Raw genomic sequence first — 26,321 nt, 5'->3', positions numbered from 1 at the left:
GCCGGCGGAGAGGGTGGACGCATGATGCGCGCAGTTGTCTTTGAACGGTTCGGGGAGCAGGCCGAGGTGCGCCAGGTGCCGGATCCGGTCGCCGCGCCGCACGGCGTCGTGGTGAAGGTGGCGGCGACCGGGGTGTGCCGCAGCGACTGGCACGGCTGGATGGGGCACGACCCGGACATCGTGCTCCCGCACGTGCCCGGGCACGAGCTGGCCGGGGTCGTGGCCGAGGTCGGCGCCGACGTCCGCGGATGGCGCGTCGGGGAGCGGGTGACCGTGCCGTTCGTGTGCGCCTGCGGGCGGTGCGCGGCCTGCGCCGCCGGGGACCAGCAGGTGTGCGAGCGGCAGACACAGCCCGGATTCACCCACTGGGGTTCCTTCGCCGAGTACGTGGCCCTGGACCATGCCGACGTGAACCTCGTGGCGGTACCGGAGGACATGGAGTTCACCACGGCCGCATCGCTCGGCTGCCGGTTCGCCACCGCCTACCGGGCCGTGGTGCAGCAGGGGCGGGTCGCCGCCGGGGAGTTCGTGGCCGTGCACGGGTGCGGGGGCGTCGGGCTCTCCGCCGTGATGATCGCGGCGGCGGCCGGGGCGCGGGTGGTGGCCGTGGACGTCTCCGCCGGGGCGCTGGAACTGGCCCGTCGTTTCGGTGCCGTCGCCTGTGTCGACGCCGGGGCCGTCGGGGATGTGGCCGGGGCCGTGCGGGAGCTGACCGGGGGCGGGGCGCATCTGTCGCTGGACGCGTTGGGGTCCGGGGTGACGTGTGCGGCGTCGGTGGGGTCGTTGCGGCGGCGGGGGCGGCATGTGCAGGTGGGGCTGCTGGCCGAGGATCCTGTGGTGCCGATGGGGCGGGTGGTGGCCTTGGAGCTGGAGATGCTGGGGAGCCATGGGATGGCCGCGCATGCCTATCCGGGGATGCTGGAGCTTGTGCGGGGCGGGGTTGTCCGGCCGGAGTTGTTGGTGACGTCGGTGGTGGGGTTGGGGTCTGCCGGGCGGGTGTTGGCCGCGATGGGGGAGGGCGGGGTGCTGGGGTCGGGGGTGACTGTGGTGGACCCGTCGCTCGGCTGACGGCCGGTGGCCGCTTCTCGCGCAGTTCCCCGCGCCCCTGAGGCGCGACCAGCCACGGCGAGAGCCGCGCGTGACCAGCCATAAATCGGTTGCCCGGGGGTCGGGGTGGCTGCCAGGTTGGTTCGGTTTGGGTTGGTGGATGGTGGAGAGGCGGGGCGGAAAATGGGGACCGGGGACAAAGGGAAACCGGCGGGGCCGGAGTGGCTGCGCCGGTTCGCCGGGATGTGCTGGGCCAGGCCCCGGGCCGTGGTCCTGGCCTGCCTGGGCGCCGTCGCCGGAGTCGCCCTCACCACCGCGGCCCCCTTGATCATCCGCCGGGTCGTCGACGGAGTCATTGTTGGAGGGAAAGACGAAGCCGCCCCCTGGATCACCCTGCTCCTGACCGTGGCGGCAGCCCAGTTCGCCGCGTCCTGGGTCCGCCGCTGGTGGGCCGGGAAGATCCAGTGGGGCGTCGAGCGCGACCTGCGCCTGCTCCTGCACGACGCGATCCAGCGCATCGACGGCCGCCGCCTGGACCGCCTGCGCTCCGGCGACGTCCTCAGCCGCGCCGTGAACGACGTCGCCGTGGTGCGCGACCTCACCGGCTCGCTCCCCCTGCTCGCGCAGAACGGCCTGACGCTGCTGCTCACCCTCGGCGTGATGCTCGTCCTCTCCCCGCTGCTCGCCTGCGTGGCCCTCGCCGTCGTCCCGCCGATGCTGCTGCTGGCCCGGCACTCGCGGGACCGGATCTACCCCGCCGACCGCGCCGTCCAGGAGCGCACCGGAGAGACGTCCGAGGCCGTCGAGTCCAACATCGCGGGCGTCCGCGTCGTCAAGGGCTTCGCCCAGGAGAACGCCGAGACCGAGCGCTACGCCGGACTGGCCCGCCGCCTGTTCGCCGCCCGCGTGCACCGCCGCTACCTCGCCGCCCGCTACGCGGGACTGCTCGGCGAACTGCTCCCCGGCACCGCCCGCTTCGGCGTCATCCTGCTCGGCGGCTGGCTCGCCGTGCGCGGCGACATCACCCTCGGCACCTTCGTCGCCTTCACCACCTACCTGGCCGCGATGATGGGCCCGGTCCGGATGCTCTCCACCATGGTCGGACAGGCCCAGGAGGCCCGTTCAGGACTCGTACGGATCTTTGAACTCGCCGACGCCGAAGTGGAGGTGAGCCAACGGCCCGACGCCACCGACGTCCCCGACGGGCCGCTCGGCGTCGCCTTCGAGAACGTCACCTTCGCCCACGAACCCGGCGCGTCCCATGCCGCCCCCGCCCTCGACGGCCTCGACCTCACCATCGCCCCCGGCGAGGTCCTCGCCCTGGTCGGCGGCTCCGGCTCCGGCAAGTCCACCGTCGGCGCGCTGCTCGCGCGGCTGTACGACGCCGACTCCGGCGCCGTGCGGATCGGATCCGGCGGCGCGCTCACCGACGTACGGGAACTGCGGCTCGACTCCCTGCGCGAGGCCGTCGGCATCGCCTTCGAGGAGAGCCTGCTGTTCTCCGAGAGCGTGCGCGACACCATCCGCTTCGGCCGCCCCGACGCCACCGACGCCGAGGTGCACGCCGCCGCCGAGGCCGCGCAGGCCGACGGGTTCGTCCGCGCCCTGCCCGACGGCTACGACACCGTGCTCGGCGCCCAGGGCCTGACCCTGTCCGGCGGACAGCGGCAACGGCTGGCGCTCGCCCGGGTGCTGATCACCGACCCGCGCGTCCTCGTCCTGGACGACGCCACCTCCGCCGTGGACCCGAAGGTCGAGGCGGCCGTCCTCGCCTCCCTGCGCGAACAGCTGGCGGGCCGCACCGTCCTGCTCGTCGCCCACCGCCGCTCCACCCTCCGCCTCGCCGACCGCATCGCCGTCCTGGAGGCGGGCCGCGTCCTCGACACCGGCACCCACGACGAACTCACCGCCCGCTGCCCCCGCTACCGCGAGCTGATGCTGGGGGAGCTGCGGGAGGAGACCGGCGCGGAACCCGTACCCGCGGGACCCGCCACGGCGTCGGCCGAGCGGCCCGCGCCCGACGGCGTACCCGCGCGCGACCCCGAGGTCGACGAGGCCCGCGCCCGCGCCGCCGACCCCGACTTCACCCTGGGCCAGCTGCTGCGCCCCCACCGGGCCAGGCTGCTCGTTATCGGGCTGCTCCTGCTCGCCGACACCGCCCTGCTGATGCTCGCGCCGCGCCTGGTCAGCGCCGCGATCGACCTCGGGGTGCGGCGCCACGACGGAGCCGCGCTCACCGTCGTCGCGGGCGCCCTGCTCGCCACCGCCGTCGCGAACTGGCTCGTGTTCGCAGGCGAGATGCGGGCCATCGCCAGGACCGGTGAGCGGATCCTGTACGAGCTGCGCGTCAAGATGTTCGCCCACCTCCAGCGGCTCGGCCTCGACTACTTCGAGCGGGAGTCCGGCGGCGCGGCCGTCACCCGCATGGTCAGCGACGTCGCCGCGATCGGCGAATTCCTGCAGAACGGGCTGCTCGACTCCGCCGTCAGCGTCCTGCTGTTCACCGGCGTCCTCGCGCTGATGTTCGCCCTCGACACCGGCCTGGCCCTCACGGTCCTCGCCGTCGTGCCCGTGCTCGCCGTCGCCTGCTGGTGGTACGGGCGCGTCTCCAAGCGCCGCTACGACCGCGCCCGTACCCAGCTCGGCGAGCTCAACAGCGCGTTCCAGGAGGCCATCGACGGGGTGCGGGTCACCCAGGCGTACCGCAGGCAGGACCGCAGCGCCGCCCGCTTCCACGTCCTCGCCGAGGAGCAGCGGACCCTCCAGATGCGCTCCCAGCGCTCGCTCGCCTGGTTCTTCTCCGCCGTGGAGTTCCTCTCCGACGCCACCACCGCCCTCATCCTCGGCGTCGGCGCGTGGCGGGTCGCCGACGGCGCGGCCAGCACCGGCACCGTCGTCGCCTTCCTGCTCTACGTCGGCCTCGTCTTCGGCCCGATCCGCAACGCCTCGCAGCTCCTCGACAGCTATCAGCGGGCCCGCGTCGGCCTCGGCCGCTGCCGCGAACTGCTGCGCGAGCGGCCCACGGTCACCGAACCGCACCGCCCGCTGCCGCTGCCCGCCTTCGGCAGCGCGGGACGGATGCGCGGCGAGGTGGTGCTGAAGGACCTGCGGTACGCGTACGACGGCGGCGCCGAGCGGGCGCTCGACGGCGTCAGCGCGCGGATCGGCGCGGGGGAGACGGTCGCCGTCGTCGGCACGACCGGCGCGGGCAAGTCGACCCTGCTCAAGCTGGTCGCCCGGATGTATCTGCCGACCGGCGGCGCCGTCGAGATCGACTCCGTGGACCTGCGTGCGATGGACGGCGTCGCCTACCGCAGCCGGATCGGGCTCGTCCCGCAGGAGGCGTACCTCTTCGGCGGGACCGTGCGCGACGCCATCGCCTACGGGCGTCCCGGCGCCTCCGACGCGGAGGTGCGGGCGGCCGTCGAGGAGGTCGGCGCGCACCGGATGATCGCGGGCCTGCCCGAGGGCTACGGACACCGGCTCACCGAGCGCGGCCGGAACCTCTCCGCGGGCCAGCGCCAGCTGATCGCGCTGGCCCGGGCCCGGCTCATCCGCCCCGACCTGATGCTCCTCGACGAGGCGACCGCCGCGCTCGACCTGGCCACGGAGGCGGCGGTGGGGCGCGCGGTGGAGGCGGCGACGGCCGCCCCCACCACGATCGTCGTCGCGCACCGGCTGACGACGGCGGCCCGGGCGGACCGCGTCCTCGTCCTGGAAGGGGGCCGCCTCGTGGAGGACGGCCCGCACGAGGAACTCGTCACGGCCGGCGGACCCTACGCCGCGCTCTGGTCCGCGTACGACGACGGGGTGATCCCCGCCTGAGAAGCAGCCCGCTAGCGGCCGCGGTTGCGGGGGCGGGCGGCGACCCAGGCCCGGACGGTGTCGGCGTACCAGTAGGGCTTGCCGCTCTCGACGTGGTCCGGCGGGGGCAGCAGGCCGTGCTTGCGGTACGAGCGCACGGTGTCGGGCTGCACGCGGATGTGCGCGGCGATCTCCTTGTACGACCAGAGCCTGCGGTCGGCCATCAGTGGCTCCTTCCCTGGCGGGTGTCGCCCGGCGGCTCGGGGGTGGCCGCCGGTGATCACTCACCTTGTGCCCGGAGAACGACGGGCGCGGAGCAGGAGGGAGGGGCTGTGGGACGCCTGTGACGCAGAACCCGCGTAGGGCGGACAAGCGTGACAGTAGAGGGGCGTTTGTGACGGGAGTGATGCAAAGGGGGCGCTGTGACGGCGCATGCACCGGCGCGGAACGGGGAGGAGCGGTCGCGCGGCAGGCCGGGCCCGTCCCCGACTCGCACCCATGTCCGAGCAGGGGGCACCCCCGTACACCGGGCCCGGCCCACCGTTCCCCGCATCCCCCGGCCATGTAGGCCCGAAGGGACAAGCGTGCCTCAGCGGTGACCGGCGGTCTTGGACAAAGACGCACCGGGCAAGGACGAGTGGGACGACAGTGCGCCGCCGGTGCGCGGGCCGTGTCGCAGGACCAGGCTCGTCGCCTCCCCGGCGAGCCGGTCGGTGGCGGGCGGCCCGCCCGCGTCGACATGGACCCCGCGGGCGAGGAAGAACTCGCGCGGGGTGCAGCCGGTCATCGCCTTGAACTCGCCGCTCAGATGGGCCTGGTCGTAGTAGCCGCAGGCGGCCGCGGTCTCGACCTGGCTGGACCCGGCGCACAGCAGCCGCCGGGCGCGCTGCAACCGCAGCACCCGGGCCGCCGCCTTCGGGCTGAGGCCGATCTGCTCCCGGAACCGGTTCTCCAAGTGCCGTACGCTCCAGCCGGCCTGACCGGCGATCCGGCTCACCGGTGCGGCGCCGCCGCTGTGCGTGAGCGCGTACCAGGCCCGCACGGTGCCGCTCGCGGGGCGCGGGCCCGAGGACAGCCAGCGGCCCAGCGTCTCGTCGATGAGCCCGAACCGGGCCCGCCAGGACGACAACCGCCCCAGCTCGTACGAGAGTTCGTCCACCCCGGCTTCAGGGAGCGCTCCCAGCGTGTCCGGGTCCACCCGCCAGCCCGACAGCTCGTGCAGCGGGGTGCCGAACATCGTGAAGGCGGCCCACGGGGTCAGCAGCACCTCCACCCCCGAAAGCCGGCCGTCGTGCTCGCCGAGGACCGGGGTGGTCGTCAGACCGGACAGGACCGACGAGAACTCGACCGAGCGCAGCCCCTCCGGCCGGGCGCCGCCCGCTTCCCGCTGCCCGCCGACACCGACCCAGCCGCCCGTCGCCTCGGTGACCCGCACCCGGCCCTCGAACCCCAGCATCAGCGTCACCGCGCCGATCGGTGCCTCCAGACGGGCGCGCGGCCCGGGGAAGGCGAGCCGGAAACCGCGGTACCCGATGACGCCGGGGCGCAGGCTCGCGTGCGGGCGGGCCTGCGCGGTCTCCCAGGTGCCGTCGGGGCAGCGCGCGGGGCGGACGGAAGGGCGCGCGGGGCCGGGCGCGCGCGAGGCACGTGAACTCATCCGCCGATACTGCTACACCCCGCACGACCTCAGATAGCCCCGCGTGCGCCGGGCAACCGGCAGTGGCCGGTCCGGATCGCACGGATACATGTCCTGCTCGACGATCGCGAAGAGATCGACGTCGAGCCGGGCGGCCGCCGCGAGCACCGGTTCCAACTCCGGTACTCCGCGCGGAGGTTCGCACATCACGCCCTGGGCGACGGCGGGACCGAAGGGGGTGCCCTCGGCCCGTACCCCCGTGAGAACGGCCGGATCGACCTGCTTGAGATGCAGATAGCCGATGCGCTCCCCGTAGGTCTCGATCAGCTTCACGCTGTCGCCGCCGCAGTACGCGTAGTGCCCGGTGTCCAGGCACAGCGACACGAGGGCGGGGTCGGTGGCGTCGAGGAGGCGGGTGACGTTCTCCTCCGTGTCGACATGGGTGTCGGCGTGCGGATGGAAGACGAGCCGCAGCCCGTACCGGTCACCGACCTCGCGCGCGAGCCGCTCCGTCTGGGCGGCGAGGTGCCCCCACTGCTCGGCGGTGAGCGTCGAGTCCTCAAGGACCTGCCCGGTCTTGTCGTCCCGCCAGAAGGACGGGATGACGACGAGATGCTCGGCGCCCATGGCCTGGGTCAGCGCGGCGATCGACGCCACGTGCTCCCAGGTCTTCTCCCACACGGCCGGGCCGTGGTGCAGCCCGGTGAAGACGGTGCCGGCCGAGACCTTCAGGCCGCGCCGCCCGGTCTCCTCGGCGAGCGTGCGGGCGTCGCTGGGCAGATATCCGTACGGGCCCAGCTCGATCCACTCGTAGCCCGCCTCCGCGACCTCGTCGAGAAAGCGCTGCCAGGGGACTTGACGCGGATCGTCGGGGAACCAGACACCCCAGGAGTCGGGCGCCGAGCCGACGCGGATGCGCGAGGGGTGTGATGTCGGGCTTGTCGGGGTCGCCATGGGGCCAGCCTTCGGCGCACCGGGGAGCGTGTCAAGTGTTCGTCCGAATGTCCGGACAAAATGTTGACAGGCGGGCGGGGCGCGGCTAGACCGGTGCTACCGACCGCTGTCGAAGGGATCCTGCATGGCCCGCGATGAGTTCGACCTGATCACGATGGGGCGGATCGGGGTCGACCTGTATCCGTTGCAGGCGGGCGTGGGCCTGGCGGACGTGTCGTCGTTCGGGAAGTTCCTCGGCGGCTCCTCGACGAACGTCGCGGTCGCGGCGGCGCGGCTCGGGCTCCGCGCGGCCACCGTCAGCCGGACCGGGCGCGACCCCTTCGGGGACTATCTCCGGTCCCAGCTGCGGGAGTTCGGGGTCGACGAGCGCTGGGTGACCCCGGTCGACGGGCTTCCCACCCCGGTCACCTTCTGCGAGATCTTCCCGCCGGACGACTTCCCGCTCTACTTCTACCGTCGGCCCTCGGCGCCCGATCTGCAGATCGCTGCCGACGAACTCGACCTGGACGCCATCGGTTCCGCCGGGATCTTCTGGATGACCGGTACGGGACTGAGCGCCGAGCCCAGCCGTGGCGCGACGCTGGCGGCGCTGGCGCACCGTGCGCGGGGCGGGCACACGGTGTTCGACCTCGACTGGCGGCCCATGTTCTGGTCCGAGCCGGACGCGGCGCGGCCCTTCTACCGGGAGGCGCTGCGGCACGCGACCGTCGCCGTCGGCAATGTCGACGAGGTCGAGATCGCCACCGGTGAGCGTGAACCGGTCGCCGCCGCGCGGGCGTTGCTATCGTACGGGGTGCGGCTCGCCGTCGTGAAGCAGGGCCCGCGCGGGGTCCTCGCGATGACCTCGGACGGCGACGCGGCCGAGGTCCCGCCCCTCCCCGTCGAGGTCCTGAACGGGCTCGGCGCCGGTGACGCCTTCGGCGGCGCCCTGTGCCACGGCCTGCTGGCCGGCTGGGACCTGCCCCGCATGATGCGGTACGCCAACGCGGCCGGCGCGATCGTGGCGTCCCGCCTGGAGTGCTCGTCGGCGATGCCGGTCCCGGGGGAGGTGGCCGCCGCCCTGGCCGCCGGCCGGGTCCCGGTGGAGCCCGCGCGCGCAGTTCCCCGCGCCCCTGACGGGGCGCCGTCCGCCCCGACGTCCGAACCCGGCCGCGGCGCCGTCGTGGCTGGTCGCGCAGTTCCCCGCGCCCCTGGCGGGGCACTCGACCGCGGTGCTCAGGAAAATCAAGCCCCTCCGGCGGGCGGCACTCGACCGACGGCGGACTCCAATCAAGCCCCTCCGGCGATTGAGGAGCGGGGGCCGGGGCGGAGCCCCGGGGGGTGCGGCAAGGGGGCCCGCGCAGGGGATCCCGGGGCATTGGCCCGGCTCCGGGCCGAGCACCCCGAAGCCGTCGAGGAGGCCGCCACCACAAGAACCCGCCGAAAAATCCTCCCCGAGCCGAACACCCGCCTAATGATCATCGCCGCCGACCACCCGGCCCGCGGAGCCCTGGCGGCAGGCGACCACCCCCACGCCATGGCCGCCCGCGCCAACCTCCTGGAACGACTCCGGACAGCCCTGTCCCGCCCGGGCGTGGACGGCGTCCTCGCCTCCGCCGACGTACTCGACGACCTCCTCCTGCTCGGCGCCCTGGAGAACAAGGTCGTCATCGGCTCCATGAACCGCGGCGGACTCGCCGGCGCCGCCTTCGAACTCGACGACCGCTTCACCGGCTACCGCCCGAAGGACCTGACCCGCCGCCGTTTCGACGCGGGAAAACTCCTCCTGCGCATCGGCTACGACGACCCCGGCGAGGGCACGGTACGGACCCTGGAATCGGCGGCCCGCGCCGTCGACGCGATGGCCGAGCGCCGCCTCCCCGTGTTCGTCGAACCGTTCGTCTCCCACCGCGACCCCGCCACCGGAGCGCTGCGCAACGACCTGAGCGCCGACGCCGTGACCCGCTCCATCGCCGTCGCCTCCGGACTCGGCGGCACCTCCGCCTACACCTGGCTCAAGGTCCCCGTCGTCGACGACCCCGACACCATGGCCCGCGTCATGGAGACCTCCACCCTCCCGGCGGTGCTCCTCGGCGGCGACATCAAGGACGGCGACCAGGACGCCACGTACGAGAAATGGCGCACGGCGCTCCAACTCCCCACGGTGCAGGGCCTGGTGGTCGGACGCTCGCTGCTGTATCCGCCGGACGGCGACGTCGCCGCGGCGGTCGATACGGCCGTCGGGCTGCTGTAGAGAGGACAGTGGAGCAATGACCTACCTCCCCAGGGGCAGCGCCGCCGACGGCCCGTACACCCTGCACGTGGACCCCGACCGCATCCCGGGCAAGCCGCCCTGGTCCCGCGCCGGCCTGCGCATCGTCGAACTGGAGCCGGGCGGACGGCACGCCTTCGACACCGGCGAGAGCGAATGGATCGTGCTGCCGCTGACCGGCGGTTGCTCCGTGCGCACCCCGGAGCGGATCATCGAACTCCGCGGCAGAGCAAGCGTGTTCAGCGGCGCGAGCGACTTCGCGTACGTACCGCGCGACACCCGCGCAGAGATCGCCTCCGGTGCGGGAGGCCGCTTCGCCCTGGCAGGAGCGAAGTGCGGACGACGACTCCCCGTCCGCCACGGCCCCGCGCCGGAGGTTCCCGTCGAGGACCGGGGCAGCGGCACCAGCGCCCGCCAGGTCCGCAACTTTGCCGCCGCCGGCACCTTCGACTGCGACCAGCTCATCGCCGTCGAGGTGATCACGCCGGGCGGCAACTGGTCCTCGTACCCGCCCCACAAGCACGACGAGCACCGGCCGGGCGAGGAGTCGGAGCTGGAGGAGATCTACTACTTCGAGATCGACGGCCCGCCGGACGGCCCCGAGGGATACGGGTATCAGCGCGTGTCGCCGTCCCGCCCCGGCGGCACCGACCTGCTCGCCGAGGTCCGCACCGGCGACGCCGTCCTGGTGCCGGACGGCTGGCACGGCCCGTCGATCGCCCAGCCGGGTCACGCCATGTACTACCTGAACGTGATGGCGGGGCCCGGGGAGGAACGGGAGTGGAAGATCTGCTTCCACCCCGACCACGTGACGGAGGGATACCGATGACCGACCCGGCGACACAGCCGCCGCACACGGCCCCCACGACGCGGCTCACGACCGCGCAGGCCCTCGTCCGCTTCCTCTCCCGCCAGTACACAGAACGCGACGGCACCCGGCAGCGCCTGATCACCGGCGCCTGGGGCATCTTCGGGCACGGCAACGTGGCGGGGATCGGCCAGGCGCTGCTCCAGTACGCCGACGACCTGCCGTTCCACCAGGGCCGCAACGAACAGGCGATGGTGCACGCGGCCGTCGGCTACGCCCGTCAGCGCGACCGGCTCTCGGCGCACGCCGTCACCACCTCCATCGGCCCGGGCGCCACCAACCTCGTCACCGGCGCCGCCCTCGCCACGGTCAACCACCTCCCGGTGCTCCTCCTCCCCGGCGACGTGTTCGCGGCCCGCCCCGCCGACCCGGTGCTCCAGCAGCTCGAAGTCCCGTACGCGGGCGATGTGTCGGTCAACGACTGCCTGCGCCCGGTGTCGAGGTACTTCGACCGGATCACCCGCCCCGAGCAGCTGATCCCGGCCGCGCTCCAGGCGATGCGCGTCCTCGCCGACCCCGTCGACACCGGCGCCGTCACCCTCGCCCTGCCGCAGGACGTCCAGGCGGAGGCGTACGGCTGGCCGGAGGAGTTCTTCGCGGAGCGGGTCTGGACCGTCCGCCGCCCGGCCCCGGACCGCGCCGAACTGGCCGCCGCCGTCCAGGCGTTGACGGCCGCCGAGCGTCCGCTGATCATCGCGGGCGGCGGTGTCCACCACAGCGGCGCCGAGGACGCCCTCGCCGCCTTCGCCGAGGCCACCCGCATCCCGGTCGCGTCCACCCAGGCGGGCAAGGGGTCGCTCCGGTACGACCACCCGGCGGACGTCGGCGGCATCGGCCACACCGGCACCGCGACCGCGAACGAGCTGGCCCGCACCGCCGACCTGATCCTCGGCGTCGGCACCCGCTACACGGACTTCACCACGGCGTCGGGCACCCTCTTCGCCCACCCGGGCGTCCGCTTCCTGAACCTGAACATCGCCGCCTTCGACGCGCACAAGCTGGCCGCGCTGCCGCTGGTCGCGGACGCCCGCGAGGGCCTGACCGCGCTCGACCTCGCGATCGGCAAGAGCGTGCGCGCCACGCCCGCCCAGATCACCGAGTACACCGAGGACAAGGAGCGCTGGGAGTACCGCGTCGACGCCTGCTACACCGCCGACGACGACCTCGTCCACCCGACCCAGACCCAGGTCCTCGGCCTGCTCGACGCGCTGGTGACCGGCGACGACATCCTGATCAACGCGGCGGGCTCCCTCCCCGGCGACCTGCACAAACTCTGGCGCACCCGTTCCCGCGACCAGTACCACGTCGAGTACGGCTACTCCTGCATGGGCTACGAGATCCCGGCCGCCCTCGGCGTCGCCCTCGCCGCGCCCGGCCGCCCGGTGTGGGCGCTGGTCGGCGACGGCACGTACCTGATGAATCCCACCGAGCTGGTCACGGCGGTCCAGGAGAACGTCCCGGTCAAGATCGTGATTCTCCAGAACCACGGGTACGCGTCGATCGGCGGTCTCTCCGCGACCGTCGGCGCGGAGGGCTTCGGCACCCAGTACCGGTATCCGGGGCCGGAAGGGCCCTGCTCCGGGGCGCCGCTCCCCGTCGACCTCGCCGCCAACGCGGCCAGCCTCGGCCTGGACGTGCACCGGGCGAAAACGGTCAGGGAACTGCGCGAGGCGCTCGCCGCGGCCCGCGCCGCGACCCGGCCCACATGTGTCTACGTCGAGACCGAAACGGCAGACACAGTGTCGGGCCCGCCCCCCGCACAGGCGTGGTGGGATGTTCCCGTGGCCGAGACGGCCGACCGCCCGTCGACCGTCAAGGCCCGCGAGGAGTACGACCGGCACGTCACCGCTCGACGCCGCCACCTCTGAGACACCACAGGAGTTCCCCCATGACTGACAGCGTTGCCAAGACCGTCCACCACTGGATCGGCGGCAAGTCCGTCGAGGGCGTGTCCGGCCAGCACGGCCCGGTCACCGACCCGGCGACCGGCGCCGTGACGACCCGGGTCGACTTCGCCTCGGTCGACGAGGTGGACGCGGCGGTCGCGGCGGCCAAGGGGGCTTTCGCGAGCTGGGGCCAGTCCTCGCTGGCGAAGCGGACCGAGATCCTGTTCCGCTTCCGCGCGCTGCTCGACGCCAACCGCGACGCGATCGCCGAGCTGATCACCGCCGAGCACGGCAAGGTGCACTCGGACGCGCTCGGCGAGGTGGCCCGCGGCCTGGAGATCGTGGACCTGGCCTGCGGCATCAACGTCCAGCTGAAGGGCGAGCTGTCGATGCAGGTCGCCAGCCGCGTCGACGTCTCCTCGATCCGCCAGCCGCTGGGTGTCGTCGCGGGCATCACGCCGTTCAACTTCCCGGCGATGGTCCCGATGTGGATGTTCCCCATCGCCATCGCGTGCGGCAACACCTTCGTCCTGAAGCCCTCGGAGAAGGACCCGTCGGCCGCGATCAAGATCGCCGAGCTGCTGTCGGAGGCCGGCCTGCCGGACGGTGTCTTCAACGTCCTGCACGGTGACAAGGTCGCCGTGGACCGCCTCCTGGAGCACCCGGACGTCGCCGCGATCTCCTTCGTCGGCTCGACCCCGATCGCCCGCCACATCCACCGCACGGCCTCCGCCAACGGCAAGCGGGTGCAGGCGCTCGGCGGCGCCAAGAACCACATGCTGGTGCTGCCCGACGCCGACCTGGACGCCGCGGCCGACGCCGCCGTCTCGGCCGCGTACGGCTCGGCCGGTGAGCGCTGCATGGCGATCTCCGCGGTCGTCGCCGTCGGCTCGATCGGTGACGAGCTCGTCGCCAAGATCAAGGAGCGCGCCGAGAAGATCAAGATCGGCCCCGGCAACGACCCGGAGTCCGAGATGGGCCCGCTCATCACGGCCGCCCACCGCGACAAGGTCGCCTCGTACGTGAAGGGCGCCGCGGCCGAGGGCTGCGAGGTCGTCCTCGACGGCTCCGACTACACCGTCCCCGGCTTCGAGAACGGCCACTGGGTCGGCCTCAGCCTCCTGGACCGCGTCCCGACCTCCGCCAAGGCCTACCAGGACGAGATCTTCGGCCCGGTCCTGTGCGTGCTGCGCGCCGACACGTACGAGGAGGGCGTGGCGCTGATGAACGCCTCCCCCTTCGGCAACGGCACCGCGATCTTCACCCGCGACGGCGGCGCCGCCCGCCGCTTCCAGCTGGAGATCGAGGCCGGCATGGTCGGCGTCAACGTCCCGATCCCGGTCCCCGTCGGCTACCACTCCTTCGGCGGCTGGAAGGACAGCCTCTTCGGCGACCACCACATCTACGGCAACGACGGCACGCACTTCTACACCCGCGGCAAGGTCGTCACGACCCGCTGGCCGGACCCGTCCGACGCCCCCGCGGGCGTGGACCTGGGCTTCCCGCGCAACCACTGATCCGGTACGGGTGCGAAAGCGGCCCGAACAGTGACCCCCTGGCGCGGCCGGCCAGGGGGTTTCTGCTGCGCCATCGCCCGTGGCCCTACTCGGGGGTGCGGCCGTACCGCTCGACGGCGGCCTTGGTGGTCGACCGGTCGACGAGACGCAGTTCCCACGGCCCTGTGTTCACGTCGAAGTCCTTCCCGAACCCGACCCACTTACCGGCCATACGTCTCCCGGTCGGCTCGACGAGCAGCTGAATCGCCCCGTGATACCGGGCTCCCTGGTAGTACCCGTCGGATGCCGTCTGCTCGGTCCACGTGCCCGTGACGATGTTCCGGTCCACGGTGAGGTCGAGGTGCAGGGGGCTGTCCGGGTTCGTCGATGCGCCGGGCAGAGACTCGGCCGTGAGCCGGTTCCCCCGGTGGACCACAAGCACGTAGTGCTTGCAGTCGTACGTTTGGTCTCGGCTCGACGAGTAGAACTCGTACCGGCTGAGCCAGATCCCCGAGCAGTCGTCGCCAACGGGCTGAGCGGCCGTCTCGCCGTCCTCCACGGCCTCCGTCATCCCGGTACCTCCGGCATCCATGTCGTGACCTCCCGCGCCATCCGCATGGACTTTGGCGCCCGGCAGGGGCAGAGCGAACCCCAGGGACTCGATCGGCCGTCCCGTGGCGTGTTCCAAAGCGCGTGCGTACAGCGGGCGGCACGTGCGAGTCCGCCCCGACTCCCAACGCTGGATCAGCCGCTTCGAAGCGTCGTTCGGTTCCCCCAACTCGTCACCGGCTGAACGGACTCTTGCCGCGAACTCATCGAGGCTCAACCGCATGCCGATACGCACGGCACGCAGCACATCGTTTGCCTGAACCTGTGCTGTGGTCATGGCGATCACGGTAGACCTGTCACCGGATGAATGACACCGGTTTGACACCCCCAGGGGGCTTGCAAGGGACGCCCCATCGACGCCTTGAACGTCGCCGCGATGGTCGCGCCCGATCCGGACCATGAACGTCATGTCCATCCGCATCAGCGCGTACACGGTGAGAGCCGACGGATCACAGACGAAGCCGAGAACCCTCCACGAGGGAGAGGGCGGGGAGCCTCTGACAACCAGCGTCATGCCGCCGTGTTCGTGTCCCCGGTGCAGGGGTGGACGACACAACCGGAGCACCACGACCCCCCTACGTGGAGGCAGACCAGCATGAGTACAGCCGTGAAGATCCGCGACCCCAGGACGTACGTCACGCCGGACATGTGGGACCGGCAAGTAGCGCTTCTCCTGCGCAACTCGGAGAACACCCGGGAACTGGCGGAGCGCAAGTTCGGGCAGGCCGTGGCCTACCTGGTCACATGCGGGGAGAACCCGGATCTCCTCATGGGCCCGACGCACGCGGTCGACGAAGCGTGGCACTCGTTCATGCTCGACTCGATCCACTACTCGCACTTCACGAACCGGCACTTCGGCCGGTACCTCCACCACGTCCCGGAGCTGAGCGAGGGCAGCGACTCGAAGGACGGCGGCCCGCTCGTGCTGGAACGGACCATCACCGCCATCAAGGCGGCGGGGTTCGAGATCGATGCCGACCTGTGGGCCATGGTGGACGCGGCCGACTGCAACCAGTGCCACGCCGGATGCCACGATTCCCCCAAGTAGCGAACCACGACATGTGAGTTGGGGTCCGCCCTCGTACCTTGGGGGCGGACCCCTCCCGTTGGAAAGGATCATGCATGTCGTTGGCTGAGTCCTGGGATCGGTACGCGGTCGGCGGCACGCCCCGCAGAACGGTGAACGCGCGGGGCGAGGTGACGTGGTTCAACTGGACCCAGTACGCCGACCACGGCCCGAACGAGGGGCTGCTGGGGCCCGTGGCGGGGCGCCGGGTACTGGAACTGGGCTCCGGGAACGGCAGCAACCTCGCGCACTTGGTGACGCTCGGCGCGATCGGCGTAGGCGTGGACGTCGCCCCGGCCCGCGAAGCTGTCGCGCGGGAACGCTGGGGCCACCTGTCCGGGCTCGAGCTCCGTACCGCAGAGGCAGCGGCGTTCCTTACCGAGACTGCCGACACGTTCGATGTGGTGCTTTCGGTCTTCGGTGCCGTCTGGTTCGTCGACCCGGCCACGCTGCTCCCGCTCATCCGGTCCCGGATGGCTCCGGGCGGCATCCTGGCGTTCTCCCATCTGCCCCCGGGAGTCCGGACACCGGAGCCGGGCAAGGCAGGGATGCGGCACGACCACACCCCGGACGAGTGGACGGTGCTTCTTGCGGCTCACGGCTTCTCGGACGCGTCCGCCGTCATCGTGGACCCGCCGGAAGGCAAGAGCGTCGGCACGATGCTCGCGCACGCTGCAGCGGTCTGAGCGGGACGCCGATGCCCTGTCACGGACGACGTGGCCAGGACAACTCGCTGGGCAGACACGCGGCAGACGGGAAGGATGCCCCTATGGAACAGCCCGCCACCGTCGCCTGGCAGTACGTGGTGCGATTGATCTTTCCGGAAGACCTGCCGATGGCAGCGGCTGATCTCCTGGCCGCGGGTCACGACTCTCCTTCACTGGGCGACCTGGCGGGTCGTTCTCGACGTGAAGACACCTCTGAGATTGATCAGCTCTTCCTGAACGCCATGGACGACCTCGGAGTCCCGGTCCCGGACGAGGAGACCGCTGAACGCTGCCTCCTGCGTCACCTGGCGACACAACTGTCCGCCACAATGCCGTATCGCCGAGGGAGGCCGCGGCTCGGGTCTCGCAGGGGCTCGCCGCGCTGACAGATCCTGAGCGTGCATTCGTGGCAGCCATGGAAGAGGAGTACTACCTCGACTACTTGTCTCCCGAAAATCTACGGGCCTGGGAGAACGCTGTACGCCTCGCGGCGGAGGCTTTGGCCCGCAGCAAGGCGCCCCGCCCGTCATCGTGACGGGCGGGAAGCTCTGCGTGGGCGTGCGTCACTGCCCCAGTGACTGGTCCCGCTGCTTCTCTACCATGTCGGTCAGGTCGCCCGTGTCGGACACGGGCGGGGCGGTGATCGGCTTGGTGGCGCCGAACTTCAGGTAGTCCATCGTCACGTCCATGCCGCCGCCGTGCTGCTTCACGCGGACGGGCAGGTCGTCGCCGTCGACCCAGATGTCGTACGTGAGCCGGCCGCCGCTGGTGGCGAGGGACTTCAGCGCAGCCTTCTTCTCCGCGGCGCTGAACCTGGAGTTCCCGGTGACCTGGTCCGCGCCAATGCTGCCCCGGTAGTGCACGGCCTTCTTGCCGCGGACGGTCTCCTTGCCGACTACCTTCACGTTCTTGGAGGCGCCGAGGTAGCGCAGCCCGGTGGTCGGGTCGGCGTTGTCCGCGGCGGAGTCCGCGCCCGCCTCTCCCAGCACGGCGGAGACGTCGACGCGTGCCCAGTGCTTGCCCTTGAGCGGGCCGCTCGGCTGCGGGTCGATCTCGTAGAAGTAGGCGCCGTCGACCACCTTGACCTGCATGGTCGGGTCGTCCTGGAGGCTCGACATCTTGGCGTTGGCGGTATCCATCTGCAGGTCCATCGCGGTGCCGTCGCCCCACGAGTACGTGCCGTTCATGGCGACCGGCTTGCCGCCCGACGCGGTCAGGACGGTCGTCGTCTCGACCTGTGCCGAGCCGAGCCCGGACGCCTTGTCGGAGGCGCGGGTCAGCGCCGCCATCACCGAACCGGCGTGGCCGACGGCGCCGGCGGTCTTCCTCGCGGTGTCCGCGCTGCAGGCCGTCGTCGCGGTCAGCGCGGCGAGCGTGATGCCTGCCCAGGCCACGGTCCGTGTGTGCTTCATCTGTTCTGTCCCCGCCCCTTGTGGTGCTGTGTCGTGGTGCCGGGCGGACTTTAGCGGGCGAGAGGTCATGCACACATCTCAATAGACAAATCCGGCGATAGGGGCGCGACGGGTGTCCGGACTCCGGACGAGTTCCGAAGAACTTCGGAGGATGCGCTGCGGTTCCCGAACAGAGGGGATGTATCGGGCGTCGGAAGTGTGACGACGCGGAAGCCTTCGATAGCAAGGTCAACTGTCCATCTCGCTGTGTGGAAAGCGGTCTACTTTGCGAACAGCTAAGGAAGTGCGGGCGGTTCGTGCGCGGGCCGCGTACGGAATCCGTAGGGAAACGGCCGTTGACGTTCCGGTTATCGACGATGTTCGATAACGCGCCGGGAGCGACGCACCACCCCATCCCCACAGCCTGTTCAGCCTTCGGAGGCGATAGCGCTCCCGCCCGAACCCCGCTGCCGTACGAGTCGATCGGAACCGCTCCATGACCGACACGCTTCGCCCGACCGCCGTCCCCGTGGACGCGCCGGAACCCGGTGCGTCCCCTCAGAAGCTCAAGCGTTCCATCGGCGTCGTCGGCGGCACCCTGCTCACGCTGTCGTGCGTGACGCCCGCCTCCACGCTCTTCGTCGTCGTCCCCGACCTCTTCGGCGACCTCGGCACCGCGACCGCCCTCACCATCGCCATCGGCTCGCTCCTCTGTATCGGCGTGGCGTTCTGCTACTCGGAGCTGGGCACCCTCATCCCCAGCGCGGGCGGCGAGTACGCCATGGTCACGACGCTGGCGGGCCGGCTCGCGGGCTGGCTGGTCTTCGTGCTCTCCCTGCTGGTCGTGATGATCGTGCCCCCGGTGATCGCCATGGGCACGGCCGACTACCTGGCCCCGCTGGTCCATCTCGACCCGTCCGTCGCGGGCGCCGGTGTGATGGGCCTGGCCACCCTCGCCGGGCTGCTCGACCTGCGCGCCAACGCCTGGATCACCGGCATCTTCCTGGTCCTGGAGGTCATCGCGGCCGCTGTCGTCGCGGTCCTCGGCTTCGCCCACTCCGAGCGCGGCGCGGGCTCGCTGTTCTCGATGCAGGTGGCGGGCGACGGCGGCCACACGGACACCGTCACGGCGATGCTCGTCGTCTCGGGACTCGCGATCGCCCTCTTCGTCACGCAGGGCTTCTCGACGGCCGTCTACCTCTCCGAGGAACTGGAGAACCCCCGTACCTCCGTGGCCCGCACCGTCCTGGCCACCCTCGCCATCTCCACGGTGATCATCCTCGTACCGGTCGCGGCCATCACGATGGGCGCCCCGGACCTCGCGTCGCTCACCTCGGGCAACATCAGCGGCATGGTCGAGGCCTGGTCGAACTCGGCCGTCGGCACCTTCGTCTCGCTCTGCGTCGCGCTCGCCATCATCAACGCGGGCATCGTCATGGTCATCCAGAACTCCCGCGTGCTCTTCGCCTCCGCCCGCGACAAGGCGTGGCCCGAGCCGGTCAACCGGGGCCTGGCCAAGCTCGGCCGCTTCGGCTCCCCGTGGGTCGCGACGCTGGTCGTCGGCGTGCCCGGAGCTGCCCTGTGCTTCGTCAACCTGGACACCCTGTACGGCGTCACCGGCGTCTCCGTCACCGGCATGTACCTGCTCGTCGCGATCGCGGCGCTGCTGGCCCGGCGCGGCCACCACCGCGAGCAGTCCGCCTGGCGCATGCCGCTGTGGCCCGCGGTGCCGGTGCTGCTGATCGCGGTGATGGCGTACATCCTCGTCGAGCAGGAGGTCGCGTACCTGCTGTGGACGGGCGGGATCACGGCCGTCGCGACGCTCTACTGGGCCTTCTACTTGCGGCCGCGCCGCGAGACGCGCTGGCTGGTGTCGCTGCCGGAGGACGCGCAGGCGTAGCGCCCGACAGCGCGGGGGCGGTTTCCGGTCACTTCGGTGGCGCGGGACCGGCGGGGCCTGGTGAGTGCCGGCGGGCGTCGATAGCGTGCCGGAAGTTGCCGGTGTCACCTCCGCTGTGACAGACGGGAACAACGGGGCCCGCCTGTCCGCCGCGCCGTCGTGACCCGGAGGATGACCATGGCTTCCCGTACCGCGCAGGTCCGATGGCCATGGGTGGTGGCGGCGGTGGTCGCCGGTCTCGTTCTCGTCCCCCTCCTCGTGGAGACGGCCGCGTACGCCGTCGTCCCGGTCACCTCCCGCGCCCCGGGTCCGGCGCACCGGGCCCCGCTGCCCGGTGGTCCCCGGGAGCCCGAGCCCGCGCCGGACCCGGGCCTGGACCCCGTTCCCTGGATCGCGGGCGGCGTCGGGGCCGTCGTGCTCGTCGGCGGCGCGATCATCGGGCTCTCCCTGCGCGCCGGGCGACGGCACGGCTGACGGCCACCGCGATGTCAGGCGGCCCCGGCCGTCACCACAGGGCCGCCGTCTCCACCGGTGCGCCCGACACCAGGGACGCGTTTCCGGCCACCCCGACGGCCAGCGCGAGTGCGCCGTCCCGCGCGGTGGCCCCCTTCCCGGCGGCGGGCGCGGCACCCTCGTCGGAGCCGTCGCCCAGCGGGCCGAAGAGCTCCTTCAGCATGCGCAGGTCGCCGCCGCCGTGGGAGCCGGCCGCCTGCTCGTAACCGATCTCGCGCGGTTCCTCCCACAGCGGGCGCAGCAGGATCGAGGTGCGGCCCGGGTGCGCCATCACCACGCCGCCGTGGGAGCCCTCGGCGCCGGCCGTCGGGCGCGGCGGCTGCCAGGTGTTCTCCTCGACCTCCAGTTCGAGGCGGCCGCCCGTGCCGTTGAACATGACGCGGTAGCCCTCCCAGGGTGAGTAGGCCGTCAGGTGGTACGTCATCGTGGCGCCGGTGTCGTAGCGGACCAGGACCGACAGGTCGTCCTCGATGTCGATGGCGTCGCCGAAGACGTTGCGGTCGCGGACGTAGGCGGAGTCGCCGGCCGCCTCCGCCGCCACGTAGAGGGAGCCGAGGTCCGGGTCGGCCGTCAGGTCGATCGCGAAGGGGTCGGCCGCCGCCTCGGCGGAACCGTGCGCGCGGACGTAGTCGCGGCGCAGGCCGGTGCGTTCGCCGTTGTCGCGGCCGTAGAAGACGAGACCGCCCTCGGCGTGGACGCGCGTCGGGGCCGCGCCCAGCCACCAGTTGACCAGGTCGAAGTGGTGGCCGGACTTGTGGACCAGCAGGCCGCCGCTGTGCCGCTTCTCGCGGTGCCAGCGACGGAAGTAGTCGGCGCCGTGCCGGACGTCGAGCAGCCATTCGAAGTGCACCGAGCGGATCTCGCCGATCGCGCCGTCGTGCAGGAGCTGCCAGACCTTCTCGTGGGCCGGGTTGTAGCGGTAGTTGAACGTCACGGACAGTTCGCCGCCGGTGCGGTCGAGGGTGTCGAGGATCGTCGCGCACTTCGCCGCGTCCGTCGTCATCGGCTTCTCCGTCACGACCCGGCAGCCCGCCTTCAGAGCCGCCGTGATGTACGTGTGGTGCGTCGCGTCGACCGTCGTGACCAGCACCTCGTCGATGCTGTGGCTGCGCACGGCCGCGGCGAAGTCCTCCGGGGCGCAGGTCGCCGCCGCCCGCGCGCCGAGGGAGGTGAGGAGGGCGTTGTGGTGGGCGGCCCGGGTCGGGCTGGGGTCCGACAGGAGGGCCACGTCGTAGTGGGCGCGGGCGGCGAGCGCCTTCGTGTACATCTGGGCGCGGTGGCCGGTGCCGATGATCGCGGCGCGTCGGGTGGTCATGGTCGGGCGTCCTTTCGTGGGGCCGGTGGGGCGGCGGACGATCAACTCGCTGTCCAGAAGCCTGCGATCGGCGGGCGAGCCGCGTCAACGGTTCGGGCAAGCGCTTTCTGCCGGCCCCGCGAAGTGCCAGGCGATCACCTGGCACGGCCCTTCCTGCGTGCCGCCCGCACTCCGGTACGTGGCGAGGGCCGCGTCGTTGTCGAGGTCCACGCCGACCCACATTCCGTGGCAGCCGAGCCCGGCGGCCAGGTCCGCGAGCGTGCGGACCAGTGCCCGGGCGATCCCGCGCCGCCGGTACGGCTCGGCGACGGCGAGTTCGTAGAGGAACATCTCGCGGCCCTTGTCGGGATGCACGGTCTCGACACCGCTGACGAAGCCGGCCGGCTCGTCGTCCGCGTGCGCGAGGTAGAGGTGGTGGCCCGGCGCCGCGAGGAACTCGGCGGCCCACTCCTCGCGCGGCGGGGTGTCGAACAGGGCTGCCGCCGTGTGCAGTTGGGCGGTCGAGGTGGCTCGGACGATGCGCATGGGTGAGTCGTAGCACGGTGAGGTGCGCGGGGCGGGGCACGCGCGGCGGGTCCCGCGGGCGGGTTCCGGGCTGTTTCGGGTGGTGAGGGGCGGGCAGGCGGGGCGGAGCCGTTCCTTCCGCGTCCGCTCGTGACGAGCCCGTCGGCAGTGAGCCCGCTCGTACCGCGTGCGCTCGCCCCGGGTCCGTCCGTACCGCGTCCGTGGTAGGCGAGCGGCGCGCCGTACTACCCCGGGAGGGCACCTGGCTCAGACCGGGGGCGGCGGTAACTGTCAGTGGCGACCCCTACCGTTGAGGCATGGATCTGAGAGTGCGCGCATGGCGTGAGCGAGTACGCGGAAAGCCGCGGCGGTGGATCGCCGCCGCGGCCGCCCTTGTGGTGCTCGCGGGCGCCGGGACCTGGACGGCCGCGGCGTCGTCGGGGTCGGCGCCCACGGTGCACCGCCAGGACCGGATGATGGCCATGGGCGGCGGTGTCCGCATCGACACGTCGTACTTCACGACGGGACCCGCGAGCGAGCGGCGGCCCGCCGTGCTGCTCACGCACGGCTTCGGCGGCAGCAAGGCCGACGTGCGCGGCGAGGCCGAGAAGCTGGCCCGGCACGGATACGCGGTGCTGACGTGGTCGGCGCGCGGCTTCGGGAGGTCCACCGGCAAGATCGGGCTGAACGACCCGAGGGGCGAGGTCGCCGACGTCTCACGGCTGGTCGACTGGCTGGCGAAGCGGCCCGAGGTGCAGCTCGACAAGGCGGGCGACCCGCGCGTCGGCGCGACCGGCGCCTCGTACGGCGGGGCGGTGTCGCTGCTCGCGGCCGCCCACGACCGGCGGATCGACGCCATCGCACCGCAGATCACGTACTGGAACCTCGCGGACGCCCTGTTCCCCGACGGGGTGTTCAAGAAGCTGTGGGCCGGGATCTTCTTCACCTCCGGCTCGGCGAACATCGGCTCGCGCACCAGCGAGGCGGGCCTGAAGTGCGGGCGGTTCCGGGAGGAGCTGTGCGCCATGTACCAGCGGGTCGCGGTCTCCGGCGAGCCGGACGCGGCGGCCCGCAAGCTCCTGGAGGAGCGCAGCCCGTCCGCCGTCGGCGACCGCATCAAGGTGCCCACGCTGATCGCGCAGGGCCAGACCGACTCGCTCTTCCCGCTCGGACAGGCTGACGCCATGGCCCGTCAGATCAAGGCCAATCACGCCCCGGTCGACGTGGACTGGCTGGACGGCGGGCACGACGGCGGCGACATGGAGCTCGACCGGATGTCCGGGCGCGTGACGTCCTGGTTCGACCGGTACCTGAAGGACGAGCCGGGCGTCGACACCGGCCCGGCGTTCCGTGTCACCCGCAGCGGCGGCGTCGACACCACCGACGGCGCGGCCACGCTGCGCGGCGCGAGCGGCGACCGGTATCCGGGGCTGCGCGGCGAGCGGCGGGTCGGCGTGCCGCTGAAGTCCGCCACCGAGACGTTCCAGAACCCGCCGGGCGGCGGCCCGCCGTCCATCTCCTCGGTGCCCGGCCTCGGCTCCCTGGCCAATCTCTCCTCGCTCGGAGTGGGCGTCTCGCTCGACTTCCCCGGGCAGTTCGCGCGCTTCGACTCGGCGCCGCTGTCCAGGTCCGTGCGCATCACCGGATCACCGACGGTCACGGCCCACGTGAAGTCCTCCACCGGCACGGCCGTCCTGTTCGCGAAGGTCTACGACGCCGGGCCCGGCGGCGCCCGCGAGGTGCTGCCGTCCCAGTTGGTCACGCCGGTGAAGGTGACGGGCGCGGGCGGCTCCGGCAAGGACGTGCGGATCACCCTCCCGGCCATCGACCACCAGGTGCAGAAGGGGCACAAGCTGCGGCTCGTGCTCTCCGCGACGGACCTGGGCTACGCGTCGCCGGACGAGCCCGCCACTTACCAGGTGTCCGTGGCCGGAGGACTGAGCCTGCCGACGGCGCCCGACGTGCGGACCGCCGACACGCCGCTGCCCGGCTGGGTGTGGTGGCTGCCGCTCGGCGCGGCCGTCGTCGCCGCGGGGCTGCTGCTCACCGCGCGCCGCCGGACGACGGCACCGGCGCCCGACCCGGCGCTGGCCGACGTCCCGCTCCAGATCACCGACCTCAGCAAGCGGTACGCGAAGTCGAGCGACCGGTACGCCGTCCGTGACCTGTCCTTCCGCGTCGAGAAGGGCCAGGTCCTCGGCCTCCTCGGGCCGAACGGCGCGGGCAAGACGACGACGCTGCGCATGCTCATGGGCCTGATCGGTCCGGACGCGGGCGAGATCCGGGTCTTCGGGCACGCGATCCGTCCGGGTGCCCCGGTGCTGTCCCGGGTGGGCGCCTTCGTCGAGGGCGCCGGTTTCCTGCCGCACCTGTCCGGCCGGGAGAACCTGGAGCTGTACTGGAAGGCCACGGGCCGCCCGGCCGAGGACGCCCACATGGACGAGGCGCTGGAGATCGCCGGGCTCGGTGACGCGCTCGCCCGCGCCGTGCGCACCTACTCGCAGGGCATGCGGCAGCGGCTCGCCATCGCGCAGGCCATGCTCGGCCTGCCCGACCTGCTGATCCTGGACGAGCCGACCAACGGCCTCGATCCGCCGCAGATCCGAGAGATGCGCGAGGTGATGATCCGGTACGCGCGCGGTGGGCGCACCGTCATCGTCTCCAGCCATCTCCTCGCCGAGGTGGAGCAGTCCTGCACGCACCTGGTCGTCATGGACCGGGGCCGTCTGGTGCAGGCCGGGCCAGTCGACCGGATCGTCGGCTCCGGGGACACGCTGCTGGTCGGCCTGGCCGGGGACGTCGCCGATCCGGTGGTGGAGAAGGTGGCCGCGCTGTCCGGCGTGGAGTCCGTCGTCCGTGCCGACGACGGCCTCCTGGTCCGCCTGTCCCCGTCCGCCGACGAGCCCGCCGGGGCGCCGGCCGCGCGCTTGCTGGCCGACTTGGTCCGCCTGGACATCCCGGTGAAGTCCATGGGCCCGCACCGCCGCCTGGAGGACGCCTTCCTCACGCTGATCGGAGACACCCCGTGACGCCCGCGACCTGGCGGGGGCCGGCCGCGCAGTTCCTCCCCGCGCCCCTGGGTGGTTCTTCGGGTGCGGCACCGTCGTGGCTGGTCGCGCAGTTCCCCGCGCCCCTGAGATGCGCACTTCGTGCGGCATCTCATCGAGGGAGGTGCGGCGGGCTGCCTCAAAGCCGCGGCCCCCAATGGGGAGCCGCTGCCTCAAAGGGCGGCGCGCCCAGCCCAGCCCCAAGGGGAGGCTGCGCGCAGCGCACGCCTCAGGGGCGCGGGGAACTGCGCGACCAGCCCGCACCGGCCGGGAGCCGAATGACGGTCGATCAGGGGCGCGGGGAACTGCGCGACCAGCCCGCACCGGCCGGGAGCCGAATGACGGTCGATCAGGGGCGCGGGGAACTGCGCGAGAAGGCCTGCCCATGGACAGCGCGCCGCAGCGCCGGAGGACACCGATGACCACCAGCACCGTCACAGAACTCGCAGACGGCTACCGCCCAAACCGCACTCTCCCCCTCCGAGTCGAACTGGCCCGCCAGATCAAGCGCCGCCGCACCCTGGCCATGGCAGCGGTACTGGCCCTGCTGCCGTTCGTGCTGGCCATCGCGTTCGCGATCGGAGGCGACCCGAGCAGCAGAAGCGGCCGGGTGACGCTGATGGACACGGCCACGGCGTCGGGCGCCAACTTCGCGGCGACGTGCCTGTTCGTCTCCGCCGGGTTCCTGCTGGTCATCCCGGTGGCCCTGTTCTGCGGCGACACCGTCGCCTCGGAGGCCGGCTGGTCCAGCCTGCGCTACCTCCTGGCGGCACCGGTGCCCCGGGCCCGCCTGCTCCGGTCCAAGCTGACGGTCGCGCTGGGCCTCAGCCTCGCCGCGATCGTGCTGCTCCCCGTGGTCGCGCTCGCCGTCGGCACGGCCGCGTACGGCTGGGGGCCGCTGGAGATCCCGACCGGCGGCGCCCTGTCCGCGGGCGCGGCGACGCAGCGGCTGCTCGTCGTCATCGCGTACGTCTTCCTGTCCCAACTGGTCACGGCGGGCCTCGCGTTCTGGCTGTCGACCAAGACGGACAACCCGCTGGGCGCGGTCGGCGGCGCGGTGTTCCTGACCATCGTCGGCAATGTCCTCGACGCGGTGACGGCGCTCGGCCACTGGCGCGACTTCCTGCCCGCGCACTGGCAGTTCGCCTGGGCGGACGTGATCCAGCCGCAGCCCGAATGGAGCGGCATGATCCAGGGGACGTCGGTGTCGGTGGCGTACGCGCTGGTGCTGTTCGCGCTCGCCTTCCGGGGCTTCTCCCGCAAGGACGTGGTGTCGTAGGCGCCGCAGCCCGGGCAACATGACCGCCGGGTCTCCGGAGGATCACCC

20 protein-coding genes and 1 pseudogene are annotated in these 26,321 nt (G+C 72.3%); 14 read left to right on the top strand and 7 right to left on the bottom strand.

The annotated features are described in order from the left end of the window. The first annotated feature begins 24 nt into the window (after positions 1–24). Positions 25–1,068, top strand: coding sequence for an alcohol dehydrogenase catalytic domain-containing protein (locus K377_RS19525; RefSeq protein ID WP_111664874.1), 1,044 nt, complete (start codon positions 25–27; stop codon positions 1,066–1,068). Positions 1,069–1,230: 162 nt separating this feature from the next. After that, the gene (locus K377_RS19520) at positions 1,231–4,872 is read left to right on the top strand and encodes an ABC transporter ATP-binding protein (RefSeq protein ID WP_111664700.1); all 3,642 of its coding nucleotides are present in this window, start codon (positions 1,231–1,233) and stop codon (positions 4,870–4,872) included. Between the two features lie 11 nt (positions 4,873–4,883). Here K377_RS19520 and K377_RS19515 read toward each other — a convergent pair whose 3' ends face one another. The 3 genes from K377_RS19515 to K377_RS19505 form a co-directional block, all read right to left on the bottom strand. Further along, a complete protein-coding gene (locus K377_RS19515) occupies positions 4,884–5,075 on the bottom strand; it encodes an AlpA family transcriptional regulator (RefSeq protein ID WP_111664699.1) in 192 nt (63 codons plus the stop codon). A 365-nt stretch (positions 5,076–5,440) separates the two neighbouring features. After that, positions 5,441–6,508, bottom strand: coding sequence for an AraC family transcriptional regulator (locus K377_RS19510; protein WP_111664698.1), 1,068 nt, complete (start codon positions 6,506–6,508; stop codon positions 5,441–5,443). A gap of 12 nt (positions 6,509–6,520) precedes the next feature. Continuing rightward, positions 6,521–7,441: a sugar phosphate isomerase/epimerase gene (locus tag K377_RS19505; protein WP_111664697.1), complete on the bottom strand. Its 921-nt coding sequence runs from the start codon at positions 7,439–7,441 to the stop codon at positions 6,521–6,523. Between the two features lie 124 nt (positions 7,442–7,565). Between K377_RS19505 and iolC the strand changes: the two are divergent. The 5 genes and pseudogenes from iolC to mmsA all read left to right on the top strand — a co-directional run. After that, positions 7,566–8,519, top strand: a pseudogene (gene iolC, locus K377_RS19500) (5-dehydro-2-deoxygluconokinase); the annotation flags it as partial. Between the two features lie 375 nt (positions 8,520–8,894). Beyond that, entirely contained in the window at positions 8,895–9,674 is a 780-nt protein-coding gene (locus K377_RS42840; RefSeq protein ID WP_375605939.1) for a deoxyribose-phosphate aldolase, read from the top strand. A 16-nt stretch (positions 9,675–9,690) separates the two neighbouring features. Then, on the top strand, positions 9,691–10,521 hold the full coding sequence (gene iolB / locus K377_RS19495; protein ID WP_111664696.1) for a 5-deoxy-glucuronate isomerase: 831 nt from the start codon (positions 9,691–9,693) through the stop codon (positions 10,519–10,521). Further along, positions 10,518–12,428 (top strand): 3D-(3,5/4)-trihydroxycyclohexane-1,2-dione acylhydrolase (decyclizing), encoded by a 1,911-nt coding sequence (iolD, locus tag K377_RS19490; RefSeq protein WP_111664695.1) that lies wholly within the window; start codon positions 10,518–10,520, stop codon positions 12,426–12,428. The genes iolB and iolD overlap by 4 nt, the downstream gene beginning before the upstream one ends. A 20-nt stretch (positions 12,429–12,448) precedes the next feature. Then, positions 12,449–13,963 carry a CoA-acylating methylmalonate-semialdehyde dehydrogenase gene (mmsA, locus tag K377_RS19485; protein ID WP_111664694.1) on the top strand — a complete coding sequence of 505 codons (1,515 nt, stop codon included), beginning with the start codon at positions 12,449–12,451 and terminating at the stop codon, positions 13,961–13,963. Positions 13,964–14,048: 85 nt separating this feature from the next. Here mmsA and K377_RS19480 read toward each other — a convergent pair whose 3' ends face one another. Next, positions 14,049–14,828 carry a DNA-binding transcriptional regulator gene (locus K377_RS19480; protein WP_111664873.1) on the bottom strand — a complete coding sequence of 260 codons (780 nt, stop codon included), beginning with the start codon at positions 14,826–14,828 and terminating at the stop codon, positions 14,049–14,051. A 318-nt stretch (positions 14,829–15,146) separates the two neighbouring features. On the opposite strand from K377_RS19480, the gene K377_RS19475 reads away from it, so the two are divergent. From K377_RS19475 to K377_RS41360, 3 genes are all read left to right on the top strand, one after another. Beyond that, positions 15,147–15,599, top strand: coding sequence for a hypothetical protein (locus tag K377_RS19475; protein ID WP_111664693.1), 453 nt, complete (start codon positions 15,147–15,149; stop codon positions 15,597–15,599). Between the two features lie 74 nt (positions 15,600–15,673). Beyond that, positions 15,674–16,303 carry a class I SAM-dependent methyltransferase gene (locus K377_RS19470; RefSeq protein ID WP_111664692.1) on the top strand — a complete coding sequence of 210 codons (630 nt, stop codon included), beginning with the start codon at positions 15,674–15,676 and terminating at the stop codon, positions 16,301–16,303. Between the two features lie 83 nt (positions 16,304–16,386). Beyond that, entirely contained in the window at positions 16,387–16,710 is a 324-nt protein-coding gene (locus K377_RS41360; RefSeq protein ID WP_146614743.1) for a hypothetical protein, read from the top strand. A 177-nt stretch (positions 16,711–16,887) separates the two neighbouring features. Here K377_RS41360 and K377_RS19465 read toward each other — a convergent pair whose 3' ends face one another. Further along, positions 16,888–17,736 carry a hypothetical protein gene (locus K377_RS19465; protein ID WP_111664691.1) on the bottom strand — a complete coding sequence of 283 codons (849 nt, stop codon included), beginning with the start codon at positions 17,734–17,736 and terminating at the stop codon, positions 16,888–16,890. Positions 17,737–18,211: 475 nt separating this feature from the next. Between K377_RS19465 and K377_RS19460 the strand changes: the two genes are divergently transcribed. After that, positions 18,212–19,615 (top strand): APC family permease, encoded by a 1,404-nt coding sequence (locus K377_RS19460; RefSeq protein ID WP_111664690.1) that lies wholly within the window; start codon positions 18,212–18,214, stop codon positions 19,613–19,615. Positions 19,616–19,792: 177 nt separating this feature from the next. Next, complete coding sequence (locus K377_RS19455; protein ID WP_146614742.1) at positions 19,793–20,089, top strand: hypothetical protein; 297 nt, start codon at positions 19,793–19,795, stop codon at positions 20,087–20,089. A gap of 31 nt (positions 20,090–20,120) precedes the next feature. Here K377_RS19455 and K377_RS19450 read toward each other — a convergent pair whose 3' ends face one another. Then, on the bottom strand, positions 20,121–21,443 hold the full coding sequence (locus K377_RS19450) for a Gfo/Idh/MocA family protein (protein WP_111664688.1): 1,323 nt from the start codon (positions 21,441–21,443) through the stop codon (positions 20,121–20,123). Positions 21,444–21,527: 84 nt separating this feature from the next. Further along, positions 21,528–21,968, bottom strand: a complete 441-nt coding sequence (locus tag K377_RS19445; RefSeq protein ID WP_111664687.1) for a GNAT family N-acetyltransferase — start codon at positions 21,966–21,968, stop codon at positions 21,528–21,530. A gap of 296 nt (positions 21,969–22,264) precedes the next feature. Between K377_RS19445 and K377_RS19440 the strand changes: the two genes are divergently transcribed. Continuing rightward, positions 22,265–24,976 carry an alpha/beta fold hydrolase gene (locus K377_RS19440; protein ID WP_111664686.1) on the top strand — a complete coding sequence of 904 codons (2,712 nt, stop codon included), beginning with the start codon at positions 22,265–22,267 and terminating at the stop codon, positions 24,974–24,976. 436 nt (positions 24,977–25,412) lie between these two features. After that, positions 25,413–26,273 carry an ABC transporter permease gene (locus tag K377_RS19435; RefSeq protein WP_111664685.1) on the top strand — a complete coding sequence of 287 codons (861 nt, stop codon included), beginning with the start codon at positions 25,413–25,415 and terminating at the stop codon, positions 26,271–26,273. The last annotated feature ends 48 nt before the right edge of the window (positions 26,274–26,321 follow it).

Origin of the sequence: Streptomyces sp. PsTaAH-137, assembly GCF_003259365.1 — a bacterium.
Taxonomy (GTDB): domain Bacteria; phylum Actinomycetota; class Actinomycetes; order Streptomycetales; family Streptomycetaceae; genus Streptomyces.
Note: the sequence above shows the minus strand (reverse complement) of the source record. Positions and strands in the feature narration are given on the sequence as shown.